General features: G+C 62.2%; 15 protein-coding genes. 11 read left to right on the top strand and 4 right to left on the bottom strand.

Going from position 1 to position 17,792, the window contains the following annotated elements; translation table 11 throughout:
• Window positions 1-116: 116 nt before the first annotated feature.
• The gene (locus METLI_RS07145) at window positions 117-1,358 is read right to left on the bottom strand and encodes a cation diffusion facilitator family transporter (protein WP_004039161.1); all 1,242 of its coding nucleotides are present in this window, start codon (window positions 1,356-1,358) and stop codon (window positions 117-119) included.
• Between the two features lie 70 nt (window positions 1,359-1,428).
• On the bottom strand, window positions 1,429-2,313 hold the full coding sequence (locus tag METLI_RS07140) for a hypothetical protein (RefSeq protein WP_157203240.1): 885 nt from the start codon (window positions 2,311-2,313) through the stop codon (window positions 1,429-1,431).
• A gap of 388 nt (window positions 2,314-2,701) precedes the next feature.
• Between METLI_RS07140 and METLI_RS07135 the strand changes: the two genes are divergently transcribed.
• Complete coding sequence (locus tag METLI_RS07135; RefSeq protein ID WP_004039159.1) at window positions 2,702-4,054, top strand: hypothetical protein; 1,353 nt, start codon at window positions 2,702-2,704, stop codon at window positions 4,052-4,054.
• Window positions 4,055-4,107: 53 nt separating this feature from the next.
• Here METLI_RS07135 and recQ read toward each other — a convergent pair whose 3' ends face one another.
• Window positions 4,108-6,282, bottom strand: coding sequence for a DNA helicase RecQ (gene recQ, locus METLI_RS07130; protein ID WP_004039158.1), 2,175 nt, complete (start codon window positions 6,280-6,282; stop codon window positions 4,108-4,110).
• 195 nt (window positions 6,283-6,477) lie between these two features.
• On the opposite strand from recQ, the gene METLI_RS07125 reads away from it, so the two are divergent.
• From METLI_RS07125 to METLI_RS07115, 3 genes are all read left to right on the top strand, one after another.
• A complete protein-coding gene (locus METLI_RS07125; RefSeq protein ID WP_004039157.1) occupies window positions 6,478-6,942 on the top strand; it encodes a YbhB/YbcL family Raf kinase inhibitor-like protein in 465 nt (154 codons plus the stop codon).
• A gap of 66 nt (window positions 6,943-7,008) precedes the next feature.
• The gene (locus METLI_RS07120; RefSeq protein ID WP_004039156.1) at window positions 7,009-9,081 is read left to right on the top strand and encodes a thioredoxin domain-containing protein; all 2,073 of its coding nucleotides are present in this window, start codon (window positions 7,009-7,011) and stop codon (window positions 9,079-9,081) included.
• A 73-nt stretch (window positions 9,082-9,154) separates the two neighbouring features.
• Window positions 9,155-9,700 (top strand): fasciclin domain-containing protein, encoded by a 546-nt coding sequence (locus METLI_RS07115; RefSeq protein ID WP_217178665.1) that lies wholly within the window; start codon window positions 9,155-9,157, stop codon window positions 9,698-9,700.
• Between the two features lie 797 nt (window positions 9,701-10,497).
• Here METLI_RS07115 and METLI_RS07110 read toward each other — a convergent pair.
• A complete protein-coding gene (locus METLI_RS07110; protein WP_004039154.1) occupies window positions 10,498-11,865 on the bottom strand; it encodes an MBL fold metallo-hydrolase in 1,368 nt (455 codons plus the stop codon).
• 161 nt (window positions 11,866-12,026) lie between these two features.
• Here METLI_RS07110 and METLI_RS12435 point away from each other — a divergent pair, with 161 nt between their 5' ends.
• The 7 genes from METLI_RS12435 (at window position 12,027) to METLI_RS07075 (ending at window position 17,790) form a co-directional block, all read left to right on the top strand.
• The gene (locus METLI_RS12435) at window positions 12,027-12,326 is read left to right on the top strand and encodes a hypothetical protein (RefSeq protein ID WP_157203239.1); all 300 of its coding nucleotides are present in this window, start codon (window positions 12,027-12,029) and stop codon (window positions 12,324-12,326) included.
• Window positions 12,327-12,532: 206 nt separating this feature from the next.
• Complete coding sequence (locus METLI_RS07100) at window positions 12,533-13,684, top strand: iron ABC transporter substrate-binding protein (RefSeq protein WP_004039152.1); 1,152 nt, start codon at window positions 12,533-12,535, stop codon at window positions 13,682-13,684.
• Between the two features lie 43 nt (window positions 13,685-13,727).
• Window positions 13,728-14,843 (top strand): FecCD family ABC transporter permease, encoded by a 1,116-nt coding sequence (locus METLI_RS07095; protein ID WP_004039151.1) that lies wholly within the window; start codon window positions 13,728-13,730, stop codon window positions 14,841-14,843.
• Complete coding sequence (locus METLI_RS07090; RefSeq protein ID WP_004039150.1) at window positions 14,840-15,595, top strand: ABC transporter ATP-binding protein; 756 nt, start codon at window positions 14,840-14,842, stop codon at window positions 15,593-15,595. The genes METLI_RS07095 and METLI_RS07090 overlap by 4 nt, the downstream gene beginning before the upstream one ends.
• A gap of 46 nt (window positions 15,596-15,641) precedes the next feature.
• Window positions 15,642-16,127 (top strand): hypothetical protein, encoded by a 486-nt coding sequence (locus tag METLI_RS07085; RefSeq protein ID WP_004039149.1) that lies wholly within the window; start codon window positions 15,642-15,644, stop codon window positions 16,125-16,127.
• Window positions 16,124-17,137, top strand: coding sequence for a PIN domain-containing protein (locus METLI_RS07080; RefSeq protein WP_004039148.1), 1,014 nt, complete (start codon window positions 16,124-16,126; stop codon window positions 17,135-17,137). Before METLI_RS07085 ends, METLI_RS07080 begins: the two co-directional genes overlap by 4 nt.
• Window positions 17,134-17,790, top strand: a complete 657-nt coding sequence (locus METLI_RS07075) for an HAD family hydrolase (RefSeq protein ID WP_217178662.1) — start codon at window positions 17,134-17,136, stop codon at window positions 17,788-17,790. The genes METLI_RS07080 and METLI_RS07075 overlap by 4 nt, the downstream gene beginning before the upstream one ends.
• Window positions 17,791-17,792: the final 2 nt, after the last annotated feature.

The raw sequence follows: 17,792 nt of genomic DNA, 5'->3' as shown, positions 1-17,792 counted from the left end.
CCGGGGGGCGGCAGGCCCCCCGCCGCAATAACGTGCCCTAAAGGAGATATCTTATCAATTATATATTGTGGGATGCGAGGGGATCACCACGGCGCCGCACACAGGGAATGATATTTTCATCCGCCCGCGGCCCGCTCCTCCCGCACCTCCCCCTCGATCTCCCCGATGAGGTCGGCGAGCCTCTCCGCATCGGTTATCCTCACCATGATCCTGGCCGACTCGAAGACATATTCAGGCGACTTTCCGGCAAGGGGCTGGCGCGAAACGACGACGTCGGGTTTCTGCCGCAGGAGCAGCTCTGCCGCACGGAGCCCTTTCTGTTTTTCAAGGTCCCTGACCGGGTTGGCGATCACCTCCTTGCGCTCCAGCCTCCTCTCCTTCACGCCAAAATCGAGCAGGGCGAAATAGGGCGCTTCGCCGAAGTGGGGGCTGATCGCACCCTCGAGGTCGCTGAGCGGGACGGCATAGCGCAGGTGCGAGCGTTCCCCCGCTTCGGCGTGGATGACCGCCCGCTCCACGTTCTGGACCTGTTCTCGGATACGGGCCTGGATGCGCTCGCTCACCAGCGCCGCCTCGGCAAGATCGGTCTGCTTCATCACGACACCGGCCTCGACAAAGATATACCTTCCAGAGTTCCGGCCGGTCAGGTCTTTTATCCCGATCACCATCGGCTCTGCAAGGATCGCCGACCTGATGGCGTCACGCGTCCCGTGATCGATCGAGGCGTCGAGGAGCGTGCGCATGCTGTCTTTCAGGATGCCCCAGCCCGCGTACGCAATGAAGACGGCGATGATCACGGCCGCGATGTGATCGATCGGGATGCCGACATACCGGGCGAGGAGGGCGAAGAAGACCACCGAGGTCGAGAGCACGTCCACCCGGTGCTGTCTCCCGTCGGCAATCAGGCTGGGAGAATGGTAGGCCGTTCCCACCCGCACCTCCCAGGTGCCAAGCAGATAGGGGACCGGGACCAGGGCGGCGACGGCGACGAGCACCCACCCACTGAAGGGCAGGGCGATGCCCTCCCCGGTGAGGGCCTCCACGGCGATCTCCCATGCGGTGAGAAAGACCAGGAGGGCGATCGCCACCGAGACGATGTTCTCCACCTTGTACAGCCCGTAGGGGAACTCCCTGCTCCGGCGGGACGAGAGCCATATCCCGGCGAGGAGGGCGACGGAGGCGAGCACGTCCAGAAACGAGTGGACGGCATCGGCTTCGAGTGCCAGGCTCCCGGTGATCCCGGCAAGGACGAGTTTTACCAGGACGAGCCCGGCATTCACGGCCAGGGAGATCCAGGCCACCCGCCTGATGGCGGTATCGGCCGCCTCCCGGTCAGCCCCTTCTTTCTCTTCCGGCACCGGTCACCTCCGCACCTCTTTTATCGGGCGTGTCACGATAATCCTTACGGAAAAGAGAGGGGCGCCCTGATCACCGGCGGATCATCCGGCCCCGCAACCGCAGGCCGTTCACCACCAGCGTGAGCCCTGCAAGGAGGGCGATCGCCCCGAGGACGATCGTCATGAGGGCGACCAGGGCCACCGGCGTCATGAAGATCAGGAGAGCGAGCAGAAGGGAGAGGCAGCCGATGGCGCACCAGGTGTAAAACCCTTCGGGAACTGCCTCTCGCCCCCTCGAGAGGCGCCTGAACGTCATTGCCGCACTCCCGAACCCCCAGACCCCGATGAGGACGAAGATGATCGCGCCCCAGTCCTCCACAGGGAGGTCGTAAGAGATGACGCCGATGAAGATCACCATGATGCCGGAGAGGATCCGTCTGGCCGAAACCATCTGAAAGGGCCTGATCTGTACGCCCTCCCCGACGATCAGGATGCCCAGGGCGATGAATACCAGGGGCATCAGGAGATGGACGATCGACGAAAACGACAGGAGCGGGTTGAGCACGACAAACGCCCCGGTCGCCATCCCGGCACAACCGAAGAGTACGAGCATCTGCCAGGCGGTCGTCTGCTCCTCCAGCACCGCCCGGGTGTTTTCCGGATTCGTTCTCCAGACATCGTCGACGAGCGCCACGAAGGTGGCGGCGATCATGAAGACGAGGGGGGCGTCGTCCACCAGGTGCATTACTGGGTGGACCGCGGGGTCGTAGCGGTCCAGGTGGACCTTCCATTCGGTGGCGGTCTCGTGCACGTGGTAGCGCCCCTTGCGGTAACTGGCGACCGTCCCGGGCGTCGGGACGTTGATCGCCGATCGTTTCCACCCGGGATCGAGGGGTTCGGTGACCGACGCCTTCGGCACCTCCACCTCCCAGACGCCGTTGTGCAGGGGTCCGAGAAAATTGTCCAATGCTGCCACGACTCTACCTTCCCTCATTGGTTTGAATAAGAGGTGTAGAACGCATCTCTATTTTACCCATGTGGTGGGGAGCCCCTCCATCTTGCGGTCTGTCAGCCGGCAAAAACCAATGAAATCCTCCAGTGCAGATAGTGCAGCACATGGACTGAAAGTGGAGATTTTTACGCACATAATGCCCGGAAAGGTTCACAACATCCAGTATATTCGATCCGAGAAGGAGGGCGTTCCGGGCATCAGGGCGTTCATATTTTTCATACAATATCTCTATATAATCCCGCCCCGATACTGCGGTCATCCCGCGAGCGGCCGCAGTCCTCGCCTCCCCCCACCAGGAAGTCGAGCCGTTCCCTCTCTCGCAGGGGGAGAACGCAGAGGGGCGAAAGAAAAAATGAAGAAACATACATGGTCCGGGCTGGCCCTGCTCCTGCTCGCCGCCCTCATGGCGGTGCCGGCGGCTGGCGTGCTTGTCGGCACGGAGACGCAGGTGACGACGAGTACATCGAGTCAATACTTTCCTGCGGTCTACGGTGACTACATCGTCTATGAGGACAACCGCAACGACATAAAAACGGACATCTACCTGTACGACCTCGGTAGAGGTGTAGAAACGCCGGTCTGTACCAATCCGGCGCGTCAGATGCTCCCTGCGATCTGGGGGCACCGCATTGTCTGGAGGGACAACCGCAACGGTGACGGGGCGGTCTATCTGTACGATATCAACACCGGGGCGGAGACGCCGGTCTGCACTGCTCAGCAGTATCATTACAACCCTGCGATCTGGGGGGATAGCATCGTCTGGGTGGATTCTCGCAACGAGGGGGATATCTACCTATACACTATTGGCACCGGAACGGAGACGGCAATCTGTACTGATGCGGCGGAACAGAGTTATCCAGCGATCTGGGAGGATAGCATCGTCTGGGAAGACCATCGCAACGGCAACGGCGATATTTACCTGTACGATCTCGGCACCAGGACGGAAATGCAGATTACCACGAATACTGCTCGTCAGACTGAGCCTGCGATCTGGGATGATCACATCGTATGGACGGATTATCGCAACGGCAAGGCGGACGTCTACCTGTATGACATAAACACCAGGACGGAGACGGCGATCTGCACTGATCCGGCAGAACAGTGGTGGACTGCGATCTGGGGGGATCGCATTGTCTGGATGGACGATCGCAACGGCAATTATGATATCTACCTGTATGATCTCGGCACAGGTGTTGAGGCGCAGGTGACCGGCGATGCGGCGTACCAAGCCTATCCTGCGATCTGGGGTAACCGCATCGTCTGGGTGGATTATCGCAATGGTATGCCGGACATCTACCTCTTCGAGATCGCCGCCCCCACCGAACTCGACGCAACCGTCGACCTCAAACCCGACACCCTGCGCCTCAGGAACAAAGACCACACCATCACGGCCTTCATCGAACTGCCCGCGGGGGCAGACCCGGCAGAGATCGACGCCTCCTCCTGCCGCCTCGATTCCCTGCCCATTGTGGGCGGCGAGCCCTCTGAGGTTGGCGACGACGACGGCGACGGTGTTCCTGACCTGATGGTGACGTTCGACCTCTGCACGGCTGTGCCTGGAGCGCTCGACCGGCAGGCGATCCTGTCGCTGTTCCGGACGGTGAAGGTTGGCAGGATGTTTGTGGACGTCGCCGTGACGGTCAGCGGCGAGATGAACGACGGCACGCCGTTTTCCGGCGAGGACACGATCCGGATCCGGGTGTAGCCCGCATCTCTTTTTTGCGAAGAAAAGGTGGAAGAGAGGGGCGATCCCCCACCCTAAACCTCTCTCTCCGCGACCTTGAACGTCTTCGACTCTGTTATCGTACAGAGTTCCGTAACAACATCCTTTCCAAGGATCTCATCGACGTCCTTGAGCCTGACGATCCCGACCTCCATAAATATCTCGGGATAACGGTTTTTGAACGCTTCAAGATTCAACTCCCTGACCTTTGACAGAGAGCACCTGAGCACATAATGCCCCTGCTCCTCGATCCCGGATTGCATCGCCTGATCAAGGAGGGCACTCTTCTCCTTTTTCAGTTCGTCGATCTCCTCGTTCAGGCGTTTGATCTCTCTGTCGATCAGAAAGATCCCCTCCAGAAGATGCCCCTCGCATTCACTCTGGCCCTCGCCAGGCGGCGTCATCCCGCGATCCTCCTGCACGACGCGTTTGATCTCTGCAATGAACGCCGGGCCGAACTTCTTTGATTTATACTCCCCCACACCGCCGATCGCCAGAATACTCTCCTGATCGCACGGGCGGAGACGGGCCATCTGCATGAGGGTCCGATCGGAAAAGATGATGTAGGGCGGAACATTTTCCCGGTCCGCAAGATCCTTTCTCACCCTTTTCAATGCGAGGAACAGTTCTCCCTCTTCCGGGGTCATCGCATCGGGACCGGGAACCTCTGACCGTCTCTGCCTCGTTTTCTGCAGGAGGGGGAGCATCACCGGCACGCCTCCCCTCAGTATCTCCTCGCTCTTCGCGGTCAGGGCAATGACCGGGTATTTGTCCCCGGTCCGTGAAAGGTAGCCCTGCCTGACCAGATCGCCGATCCAGGTCAGGTAGGTGTTCCGGTCGTAGCCTTTCCCGGTGGCGTACGCCGGGAGGGCGTCAAAGCGTAACCTGCCGATCTCCGCTTTTTTCGAGCCCAGCAGGATGTCGGTGATCATGCCCGCCCCGTACTTCGTCGGCAGCTGGCGCACGCACCTGATGATGTTCTGTGCGACCCCGGTCCCGTCAAACAATTCTTGAGGATGGGTGCAGTTATCGCACGCGTCGCAGGTCTCTCCGGGATACTCCTCCCCGAAATATGCGAGCAGATATTTCCGCCTGCATGAGTTCGTCTCGCAGTAGTCCACCACCTCCTGCATTTTTTTGAAGGCGATCCCGCTCTGCTCTTCGTCCTGATCGTCGTGTTCGAGCAGGTAACGGACTTTCGCCAGGTCCCCTCTGCTATAGAGGAGGATGCATTCCCCGGGCTGGCCGTCCCGTCCCGCCCGCCCTGACTCCTGGTAATAGGCCTCCACCGACTTTGGCAGGTCATGGTGAATGACGTACCTGACATCGGGCTTGTCGATGCCCATGCCGAAGGCAACGGTGGCGCAGATGATGGAAATGTCATCCTTGATGAAGGCCTCCTGCACCTTTTTCCTGACCTCGGGGAGGAGGCCGGCATGGTAGGCAGAGGCCATGTGTCCGTGCTCCACCAGGGTTTCCGCCAGGTCTTCTGTCGCTTTTCGGCTGAGACAATAGATGATCCCGGAGTCGTTTGGGTGCTGCCCGATGTAGTCGAGAATAAACTCTACGGGTTTGTTCTTGGGGACAACCCGGTAGGAGAGGTTTGGCCTGTTGAAACTCCCGATATACTCGCGGACGTCTGACAACTGCAGCTGCGTGCAGATGTCCTCCCTGACCGCGGGGATGGCGGTGGCGGTCAGGGCGACGATCGGTACCGGGGGGAAGTGCTCTCTCAGCGCGGAGAGCTGCCGGTATTCCGGCCTGAAATTATGGCCCCATTCTGAGATGCAGTGCGCCTCGTCGATGGCGATGAGCCTGACCGGGAACCGGTTGATAAAACTGAGAAAACTGGGCTGCATGCATTTTTCCGGGGAGATGAAGAGCATTCGTACCGTATTGTTCTGGAGACCGCGTTCGACCTCTACCCGTTCACGATAGTCCAGGGTGCTGTTGTAGGCCACCGCCCTGATCCCCCGTTCGTTCAGGTCGTCGACCTGATTTTTCATGAGGGCGATGAGCGGGGATATGACAATCGTAAGACCGCCGAGAACAAGGGCCGGGAGCTGGTAGCAGAGCGATTTCCCCCCGCCCGTTGCCATGACGGCCAGGGTGTCGTGGCCGTCCAGGACCGACGTGATAATTTCTTTTTGATAGGGCAAAAATGAGGTGTATCCCCAGTATCTCTGGAGGAGTTCGGTAATGTTCGTCATCTGGTCTCCTGTGTGCATGGACACCTGCGTGCGTCAGGCGCGGCGGGGATCTGGTCTCCATGCAATCGGTTATTCACTGGATCTTCTGGAGGACAGGATATAACCTTTCCATGCGTGGCGGAAGTGTCGCCCGGCACCGCACTCCGCAAGGTATATCTCCGGGGCTCTCCACAGGGGGGTGGGAGACTCACCATTATGGTCGGAAAAATATCCGTTGAAATTGCGGTCCTGAAACTGCCGTACAACTACACCTGTGACGGCGACGACATCTCGCCTGCGATCACGCTCGGCGGCGTCGACGCCTCGGTGACAAAAAGCCTTGCGGTCATCGTCAACGATCCCGATGAGCCCGGCGGGGGCGACTTCACGCACTGGCTGATCTGGAACATCGAACCGGTCCGGATCATCCCGGAAGCGATCGCAAAGGAGCCCGAGGTCTCTTTTCCCTTCGCGGCGCGGCAGGGCAAAAACTCCTTCGGCCGGATCGGCTACAGCGGCCCGTGCCCGCCGAAGGGGCGCGATCACCGCTATGAGTTCAAGGTCTTCGGCCTCGATGCCGTCCTCGATCTCCAGGCCGGTGCCGAGAAAAAAGCGCTTCTCCAGGCGATGGAAGGGCACGTGGTCCAGTACGGGGAGACATACGTGCTCTACGGGCGGTGAGGCCTCCGGCCTCTCTCGCCCTCTGCCAAAGAGTTATATGTGCCGGCGCTGTGCTGATCGTTTGTGATGATGGGGGGATCAGAGGGGCGAGCCAACCGTCTCGTCGGGGAGAAAAGCCCGTACCTCAGGCAGCACGCGCACAACCCGGTGGACTGGTATCCCTGGGGCGAGGAGGCCTTCAAAAAGGCGCGGGATGAAGATAAACCGGTTTTTCTTTCGATCGGCTATTCCACCTGCCACTGGTGCCATGTGATGGCCGAAGAGTCCTTCGAAGACGCAGGGGTCGCGGAGGTTCTCAACGAGGGTTTCGTCGCCGTCAAGGTCGACCGGGAGGAGCGGCCGGACATCGACGCCGTCTACATGCAGGTCTGCCTCGCCCTCACCGGCCGCGGCGGGTGGCCGCTGACGATCGTCATGACCCCGGATCGCCTCCCGTTTTTCGCCGCCACCTATCTCCCGAAAGAGACGAGGCTCGGGGTGACCGGGCTGATCGACGTCCTCAAAAAGATCCGCCATCTCTGGGAGACGAGGCGCGACGACCTCGTCGGGTCGGCGCGGGAGATCGTCGACGACCTCGGGGCCGGGGCCTCCCTGCGGGGGAAGGCCGAGACCGCTCTTCTCCGGGAGGGGTATGCGGAGATGAAGCGGCGCTACGATCCCTCGTATGGCGGTTTCGACCGGTCGCCGAAGTTTCCTTCGCCCCATATGATCATCTTCCTGATCCGGTACTGGCACTGGACCGGCGATCCCATGGCCCTCGCGATGGCCGAACAGACCCTCAGGGAGGTGCGGGGCGGCGGGATCTTCGACCAGATCGGCTTCGGTGTCCACCGGTATGCGACCGACCGCAAATGGCTCGTCCCTCACTTCGAGAAGATGCTCTACGACCAGGCGATGCTCGCCCTCGCCTTCACCGAGGCCCATATGGCGACCGGCGACGCCTTCTACCTGAGCGCCGCCGACGAGATCTTCACCTATGTCCAGAGGGACCTCGCCTCTCCTGAAGGGGCGTTTTACACCGCGGAGGATGCGGACAGCGAGGGGGTCGAGGGGAAGTTCTATCTCTGGACTGCAGAGGAGGTGCGGTCTGCCGTCGGCGGCGAAGATGCGGCCCTCTTCATCGAGGCATACGGGATCGGGGAGGGATCAGGGGATATCCCCCACCGGGCCGTATCGCCGCAGGTCCTCTCCCGCACCACCGGCATCCCCGAGGACGAGATCAGGCGCAGGCTTGAGGCGGTGCGGGAAAAACTCCTCTCGGTCAGGAAGGGGAGGGCACGGCCGCACCGGGACGAGAAGATCCTTCTCGACTGGAACGCCCTGATGGTCGCGGCGCTTGCCCGTGCAGGCCGGTACTCCGGCAGGACGGGGTACGTGGCGGCAGCACAGGGGGCGGCAGGCGTTCTCCTCGACCGCCTGCGCCGGCCAGACGGGGGGCTTCTCCACCGGTATATGGACGGGGAGGCGGCGGTTTCCGGGATGCTCGCCGACTATGCGTACCTCGTCTGGGCGCTTGCAGAGGTCTATGAGGCGTCGTTCGACCCGGAGATCCTCAGGGAGGCCTGCCGCCTTGCCGACGCGATGATCGAGCGGTTCGGGGATCCTTCGGGAGGCGGATTTTATACCGTCTCCGCCGACGGCGAGCAGCTGATCCTCAGGCAGAAGGAGATCCACGACGGCGCACTCCCCTCGGGGAATTCCATGGCCCTCTTTGCCCTGGTCACGCTCTTTCGCCTGACCGGATTGAGCCGCTACTGGGAAGCCTCCTCCTCCTCGTTCGATGCGTTTGCAGGGGATGCCGGGAGAAACCCCTCTGCCCATGCCTGGTACATGGCGGCGCTCCTTGCCGCTTCGACGAAATCGGACGAACTCGTGATCGCGGGCGAAGGAGACGACCCGGCGACCCGAAAGATGCTCGACCTGGTCGCCTCATCCTACCGCCCCAACCTCACCGTCCTCCTGAAAGATCGGAGGAGCGCCGATGTTCTTGCAGAGGTGGCTCCGCACACCGCCCTCATGTCTGCGCAGGGCGGAAAGGCGACGGCATATCTCTGCCGGGGAACCGCCTGCGAGCAGCCGGTGACCTCTCCTGAGGATCTGGATAAAATACTCGGAGATGAAGAATTATTCCACAAATAATATAATGTCATTAACTCCAGATATGCACTGTCCCTGGGGGGGATGAATAATGAAAAAAATGCTAACGATTTTTATGGCTGCGCTTGTTGTCGCGGCCATCCTGATATGCGGGTGTACCGGCGATTCTACGACACCCCCGACGACGGTGGCGACCACCGAACCGACTGCCGAACCTACGACCGAACAGACCACCGAACAGACGACTGCGCCCCCGGCGGAGAAGGACATCGTCGAAACGGCGACCGAGGCCGGGACCTTTACGACCCTGCTCACCGCCCTCGATGCGGCGAACCTGACCGAAACAATGAAGGGGGACGGCCCGTTCACGGTGTTTGCGCCGACCGATGCAGCGTTTGAAGCGCTTCCCGCGGGAGCGCTCGACGGCCTTCTTGCGAACACGACCGAACTGAGCCGCGTGCTCACCTACCATGTGGTCGCAGGGAAATACATGTCCACGGAGATCGCGGGGATGAGCAGCCTCACGAGCCTCGAGGGGTCTGATCTCGCCATCACGACGGACGGAGGGGTGAAAGTGGACGGTGCGAACGTCACGACCGCCGACATCGAATGCAGCAATGGCGTCATTCACGTGATCGACGCCGTGATGCTGCCGCCGTGACGCCGGGTCGCGGCTTCCCCTGACCTCCTTATTTTTTCTGGCCCTTCACTCCTGTGTGCGGGTCGCCATGACACCTTTATCTGATGCCGCTCAGGCGATCCGGGACGATAGGCCACAATGAGATGGGGTGAAGTGTTTCTGGACGAACATTGATTGATCCATCCGCCGGTGCGATCGGGGGATGATGGATGATCGCCTCTCCGGCCCGACCGATCCCGCATGGCTGGGGCAACCCCCGGCGCGGTGTCCTCGTCATCCTGAGTAATTATCACATCTTCGCACATGGAGAGTAAGAGTTCTGGAAAACCGAGCAGCCCATGCCGGGGGGCTGGCTGCCCCATAGACCTGCGATTGGGGCAGGGATGGACAAGATACGCCAGCACGCCCATCCATCAATTTTTCATCGCCAGATGCTCCGCCTGGCCCTTCCCCGCATGTCAGGAGCAATCGTGTGCGGGGGTCCGGGGGTGGCAACCCCCGGGCAGAGGCGGGTGTTGTGTGCTTGTACGCGAAATCTGGTTCTGCCCATGCCGGGGGGCCTGCCGCCCCCCGGTCCCCCCCGCACATGCGATAGGGGTGGGGACGGGCAAACCACGCCGCACGTCCATCCATTATTTTTCATCGACAGATGCGCTGCCCCTCCCGTTCCCTCATCTCCAGGGCAATCGTATGCAGGGGTCCGGGGGTGCAACCCCCGGCAGAGGCGACCTTCGCTGTTCGTTCTCTCGTCTCTTCGCACCGAGATCATGAGGGCTCTGGAAAATCGAAGAGTCCCATGCCGGGGGGCCTGCCGCCCCTCACGCCCCGGTCCATTCCACCGGGAGCCCGGCCTTTTTCCAGGCGGCCATCCCGCCGAGGATGTTGGTCACCCGTCCGTAGCCGTTTCTCAGGAGCACCGAGGCGGCAAGACTTCCCTTGAACCCGGCGTCGCAGTAGACCAGGACGTGCCGGTCCTTCGGGATGGCGGCGAGGCCCCCTTCGATCTCTCCTGCATACACGTGATAGGACCCGGGGATCGCGCCGGCGGCGGTCCGGTTGCGGATGTCCCTGACATCCAGGATGAACTGGCCCTCGGCGTGGAGATCGACCTCTCCCACTGCGCAGGTCCCGCACCGCCCGATGGGGCGCCCGCTTTTGTTCCACGCTCCCATCCCGCCGCCGAGGTAGCCGGCGATCCGGTCGAAGCCGATCCGCAGCGCCTGGGCCTCTGCCGATTGCAGGGCGAGGTTGAACTCGTCGACGAAGACGATCGGCCGGTCGTACGAGGCGAAATACCCGAGAAACGACGAAAGCCCGCCTGACCAGATGTTCAGGCTCCCGGGCACATGCCCGCCGGCGAAAGCCGCAGGGCCCCTGATATCGACGATGAGCGCTCCTTTGTCTGCGGCGCCCTCGACCTCCGCCGGGGCGAGGGGGCGCATCACCTGCCTCCCCGCAAGCGGGGGGACGCCGGAGCGGTTGTAGCGCTCCATCATCGCGAAATAGGGCGGGATATAATGGTGCTCGGTGGATTTTTCCCTGATGAAGGTCTCCCGGTCAAGGTGCAGGAGCAGGTTCGTCCCTTTCTCGTAGCCGATGGTGGTGAGGGGGAGGTCGCCGATCCCCCCGCCGCAGACCGACCCCGCGCCATGGGCCGGGCAGACGATCACCCCGTCGCCGAGCGGGAGGATCTTCTGCCAGAGGGCGTCGTGGAGTTTCCCGGCCATCTCCTCGAGGCGGTCCTTGAAAAAATCGGTCCGGCCGACATCGCCCGCGAAGAGGGCGTCGCCGGTGAAGACCAGGTAGGGGTCGGGCGAGACGCCCGTATCGGTCAGGACAAGCGATATGCTCTCGTCGGTATGGCCGGGCGTCTCCAGCACCCTGATCTGGAGGGACCCGACGGCGAACTCGTCCCCGTCATGGACCGGCGTCCCGTAGGCGAAGTCCATCGCCGCCCCGTGCAGGATCGCGGCCCCGGTCTGTTTCGCCAGTTCGAGCGACCCGATGCAATAGTCCTCGTTTCTATGCGTCTCGAAGATATGGGTGATCGCAAGGCCGTGGCGTTCCGCGATCTCAACGTACACGCCGCAGTCCCGTCTCGGGTCGATGACGGCGGCGGCGCCGTCGGCCCCGACCAGGTACGAGTTGTGGGCGAGTCCCTCGGATACGATTTTTTCAAGGATCATCCAGACCACCGGTCCAATCGCCCCTGGTGGGCGATTATTACCCCGATTCTCTGGCCGGATATTTATAGGTGACCCGGGCGGATGACTGCGAACGGTCCCGCAGTTATGACAATATATATGCCTCCTCCCGGTGTATCTGGACGGTGGTGAAAGATATGAGAATGAGATCACATCCGGGCATGGCCCTTCTGATCGTCGTCGCCGCCCTGGCATTCGTCTGCGGGTGCACCGGGGGTGAGGAGGGGACCGTCACCGGCACCGGCACGGTCACCTACATCGATCTCGAGGGCGGGTTCTACGGCATCGTCGCCGACGACGGCACGCATTACCTGCCCCTGGACCTCGACCCCGCATTCGCACAGGACGGACTTCGGGTAAGGTTCACGCTCCGACCGGTGGACGTCGCCACCATCCAGCAGTGGGGGACGCCGGCGGAGGTCGTCTCCATCGAGACGGCCTGATCGGGATCCTGATCCCTTCCCTCTTCTGCCCGCTTTTTTTCAGCACCATCGTGTTCCCGGCATCTTTTCCTGATCCCTCCGGCGCCTTGCTGCAGAATGCATGGTTCAGGCGAGCCCGGATAAATTCATATAATTTTTAAATTTAGTAAGATTAATTAATCTAAATACGTTATATGGTCATATAATAATCCACGTGGTGAAGAAATATGATTAAAAATATTGTACTTATTCTTGGATTGATAGGTGTCGTTCTGGCCCTCGCTTTAAGTGCCGGGTGCACCGGCACCGACGTAACGCCAGCCGCGCCGTCCGGACCGTCAGAACTCACCGTGACCGACGGCTTCGGCCGGACGGTCACTGTTCCCTCGCCCCCGGAGAGCGTCATCTGCTCGGGCTCAGGCGGCCTCCGCTACCTGGTCTATCTCGGCGGGCAGGACCTGGTCGTCGGCGTGGACAGCAACGAGAAGAAAGAGCAGGTGATCGAAGGCCGTCCCTATGCCCTTGCATACGGGTCGCAGTTCAAAGGCCTCCCCCTGATCGGCGAGATGAGAGGCAAGGACGATCCCGAGAAGATCCTGGGGATCGGGCCTGAGGTCGTCTTCAAGACCGGTTCGACCGGGACGGCCTACGGCACCAGCGCCGCCGAGGCCGACACCCTCCAGGAGAAGACCGGCATCCCGGTCGTCGCCTTCCCGTACGGCTCCCTGCGCAATGACGCCGAGAAGGCCGAGATGTACGGCGGTCTGCGGGTGATGGGCCAGGTCCTCGGGGAGCAGGACCGGGCCGAAGAGGTGATCGCCTACATCGAGGCGACGATCGCCGACCTCGAGAAGCGGACCGGCGACATCCCCGAAGCCGAACAGAAGAGCGTCTACGTCGGCGGCGTCTCCTCGGCCGGGGCGCATGGGATCATCTCCACCGAACCCGCCTACCCGCCCTTCCTCTGGGTGCACGCGAAGAACGTCGCCGCCGGCATGGGGACGGCGCACGCCGATATCGCCAAAGAGGCGCTCGTCGACTGGAACCCCGACTATATCTTCATCGACGCCGGCACCATCCAGATGGAGAGCGACGGCGCCATCGGCGAGTTGAAGACCGACCCGGCACTGCAGGGCCTTTCGGCAGCGAAGAACGGCAGGGTCTACGGCGTCCTCCCGTACAACTTCTATAACGTAAACTACGAGACCGTGCTCGCCGACGCCTACTTCATCGGCAAGACCCTCTATCCCGAGCGGTTCGAGGACGTCGATCCGGTCCGGAAAGCCGACGAAATATTTGCCTTCTTCATCGGGAAACCGAACTTCGGCGACCTGAACAGCCAGTACAGCGACCTCGGATTCACGCAGATTTCGGTGTGATGCATGATCAGCGTCACGAGATGTCAAAGGAGGATGTAAAGGCGTGCACTTTGCAGACGGGACGGTCCCCGCGGACTACCAGGCGTACACGCGGCGCAAGTACCTCTGGATCCTCGGAGGGGCAGCCCTCCTTTTTGTCCTTTTCATCTTCTCCATCTCGATCGGTGCGGTCAATATCCCCGCATACGACGTCCTGCTCTCCCTGGCGAACGGGATAGTCGACCGGATCACTGCGTTCCTCCACCCCGGCGCCGCCGCCACCGTGCCAGGCAAATGGGACCTGATCATCTGGAACATCCGCCTCCCGCAGGCGCTCGCGGCGATCGTCGCCGGCGTCGGGCTCTCGGTGGCCGGCGTCGCCATGCAGTCGATCCTCAGAAACCCGCTCGGATCGCCGTTCACCCTCGGCATCTCCAACGCCGGCGCCTTCGGGGCGGCGGTCTCGGTCATCGTCCTGGGCACCGGGCAGATGCACTCGACGGTCGCCGACGCCGTCACCCTCAACAACCCCTACCTGACGACGATCGTCGCCTTCATCTTCTGCCTCCTCGCCACCGGGGTGATCCTGCTCATCTCCCGGGTGCGGGGGGCGTCCCCTGAGGTGATGGTGCTCGCGGGCGTGGCGCTCTCCTCGCTCTTCACCGCCGGGACGATGTTCCTGCAGTACTTCGCCTCTGACGCCCAGCTCGCCGCCGTCGTCTTCTGGACCTTCGGCGACGTCGGCCGGATCAACTGGCCAGAACTCGGGATCATGTCCTTCGTCGTCGTGGCGGCGACCATCTTCTTTATTGCGAACCGCTGGAACTACAACTCCATCGACGCCGGCGACGAGGCCGCAAAAGGGCTCGGCGTCAATGTCGAGGGGGTGCGGAACATCGGGATGATCGTCGCCGCCCTCGTCTCCGCCGTGATCGTCTCGTTCCTCGGTGTGATCGGGTTTGTCGGGCTCGTCTGCCCGCACATGGTCAGACGCCTGATCGGCGACGACCAGCGCTACCTGATCCCGGGCTCCTGCGTGATGGGCGGCGTCCTCCTCCTCGCCTCCGACACCGTCGCCCGGGTGATCGTGGCGCCGTACATCCTCCCGGTCGCCGTCCTGACGGCGTTCATGGGGGCGCCGGTCTTCATCTATCTCCTCCTCAGGGGGTACCGGCGATGATCCTCTCGGTCGACGAACTCACGTTCCTGTACCGGAACCACGACGTCCTCAGCGAGATCGCCTTCACGATCGACGCCGGCGAGGTGGTGGCGATCCTGGGGCCGAACGGTGTCGGGAAGACGACGCTCCTCAAGTGCCTCAACCGGATCCTCAGGCCGAAAGGCGGCGTCGTCAACCTCGACGGGGAAGACCTCTCCCGTTTGAACCTGATGGACATCGCCAGGCGGGTGGGCTACGTCCCTCAGCGGGTCGAAACCGGGCGGTTGACCGCCTTCGACGCCGTCCTCCTGGGTCGGCGCCCCCATATCGGCTGGGACATCACCGAGCGCGACCTCAGGATCGTCGACGCCGTCTTCCACCGCCTCTCGATGGACAACCTCCGCCTCTCGTACATCGACGAGATGAGCGGCGGCGAACTCCAGAAGGTGGCGATCGCCCGGGCGCTCGTGCAGGAGCCCAAGATCCTCCTCCTCGACGAACCGACGAGCAGCCTGGACCTCAAAAACCAGGTCGAGATCCTCTCCACCATCGTGCAGATCGTCCGCCAGCACACGATTGCGGCGGTGATGACGATGCACGACCTCAACCAGGCGCTCAGGTACGCCGACCGGTTCATCTTCTTAAAAGACGGGCGGGTCTATGCCCACGGCGACCGCGACATCGTCACCCCCGCGGTGATCCAGGATGTCTACGGCGTATCTGTCGATGTGGTGACTCACAAAGGTCTCCCGCTCGTCGTCCCGGTGGCGTGAGCGAGGATCACAATTTTTTTACCTTCTCTCCCGGATACCCTCAGCCATGCAGGAACGGCGGGCCTATATCACCTTCGCCGGGCGGTCGATCTGGGCGCTCCTCAACACCTACCACGCCGTCCTCCGTGAGGGCGTGTACGCCCCCACCGATGTCTTTATCCTCATGGATGCGGCGTGCCGCTCCAGCCCCGCCGGGATCGTCGAGGGTATCGGGATCATCTCGGAACGATACGGGACCAATCCCCGGATCTCGACCGTCGATCTGCCGTGCGGGGACTATGCCGCCGCAGGAGAGGCGGTATTAAGGCTCGCGGAGCGGCTTTGCCGGGAGGGATCTGCTATCGCCCTCGATATCACGCCCGGGAGAAAGGCGGCGATCGTCTCGGCATGCACCGCCCTTGCATCGGCCGGGATCGCTCCCGCCCATATCTACTATCTCGGCCTCCTGGTCGAGGAGGGGATGGCGCTACCCTACCCGATGATCCCCCTCCACCTCCAACCTCTCCATGACCTTGCCGGGGGACAGGCATGAGCCTCTCCGTCGAGATCGAGGGCCGGGAACTTCCAATCCTGGCAAACCTCTTCTCCGGGCGCTTCACTGTCTCGTCTCCCCTCTATGATCTCGCCCTTTTCTCCGTCGAACCTGAGGGTGCTGGATACCGCATCAGGTTCATCGCCGAAAAAGAAGATTTCGACAGGGGGGCGGGAGCATATAAGAGCCATGCAACCGAAATGCCTGCATTTACCGATTACGACGAGTGCCTGCTCGCCAGCGGCGTGACCTCGTACGAGAACCTGGCGGAGTTTGTCGGGCGCCTCGGGATCTACCGGGAGTTGAAAAAGGAGGTCCGCTTCGGCATCGACACCAACCTCCTATACCACCGTTTCGTCACGGTCACCGGGGTGATCGCCCCGGAAGAGACGATCCTCCCTGACATCGTCAGGCAGGAGGTCGAATACGCCCTCAACCACAAATACTCCTCCCGGTTCATCGCCGAACTCCAGGCGTCCGCACCCGCCCACGCCGATGTGATCGGCGAGTTCGAGAACCGGAAGAAGAAAAAGTCCAGAAAAGCGGCCTACCTCGCGATGGCCGAATACCGGGACCTGCGGGACCGCGCCCTCCTCCTCGATACCGGCGCCGACGCCGCCCATACCTCGCGGGAGAACGACGGGCTGATCGTCCGGGCGCTCAGGAGGTTCGAGGAGGAGCGGTTCAGCCTGCCGGTCCTGCTCACCGCCGACACCGCCATGGCCGATCTCTGCGATGCCGAAGGTGTGGAGTACTTCCTCTTCCGCTCGCCCTACCATGAACGCCCTGCAACGACCGGTGCCGCCGCCTTCTTCAGGCTCCTCGCCTATCTCGCCGTGGTCTTCGGGGTGATCGATCTCGGCTCCGTCCTGGTATTCAGCGAGTACGGGGGCAAAGGGAACGATTCCTCTGCCTTCAGGCTAACCTTCATGGATGAAGACCTGCATACAGAGTTTACGAGGGACGTGGGGGTATGCAGGAAACTTCTGGCGCTGGGGATCGTGCGGTGAAGGCCGTGCTCTTCGACATGGACAACACCCTCTGGGATTTTGTTGCGGCGAAGAAGGCGGCGTGCCGGGCGGTGGTGGAGCACGCGGGCGCCGGGGATGTAGAGGCGTTGTACGCCTATTTCAGGCGTCCGGGCGTCGGGTTCGAGGACCCGTCCAACGTGATCGAGTACCTCCTCGATATCGGCGCCGACCGCTCCTGCGTGATGCCGTGCTGCACGGTCTACGAGAAGGCGAAGATCGCCTCGATCCGCCCGTACCCGGGCGTGCGGGAGACCCTCGACGCCCTCGCCTCTGCAGACCTCTCCCTTGCGGTCGTCACCGACGCCCACTCCTCCCAGGCGCGCTCGCGGCTGCGAAAGGCCGGTCTCGACGATCTCTTCTCCTGCGTCGTCACGCCCGATATCTCGGGGCAGAGAAAGCCCGACCCGGCGTCGTTTCTCCACGCCCTTTCCACCCTCTCGGCCTCACCGTCGGATGCGATGGTGGTCGGCGACAGCATCAGGCGGGAGATCGAACCGGGCCGGGCCCTCGGCATGCGGACGGCATATGCCCTGTACGGCGACCAGAGCGACGGCCCGGTCTCCCTCGGGTCCAGGCCCGACTACGTGCTCGGGAACATCCGCGACCTGATCTCGATCATCGGGATCTCCTGATA

Source organism: Methanofollis liminatans DSM 4140 (assembly GCF_000275865.1).
GTDB classification, from domain to species: domain Archaea; phylum Halobacteriota; class Methanomicrobia; order Methanomicrobiales; family Methanofollaceae; genus Methanofollis; species Methanofollis liminatans.
The sequence above is the reverse complement of the archived record's forward strand: the minus strand, read 5'-3'. Positions and strand labels throughout refer to the sequence as shown.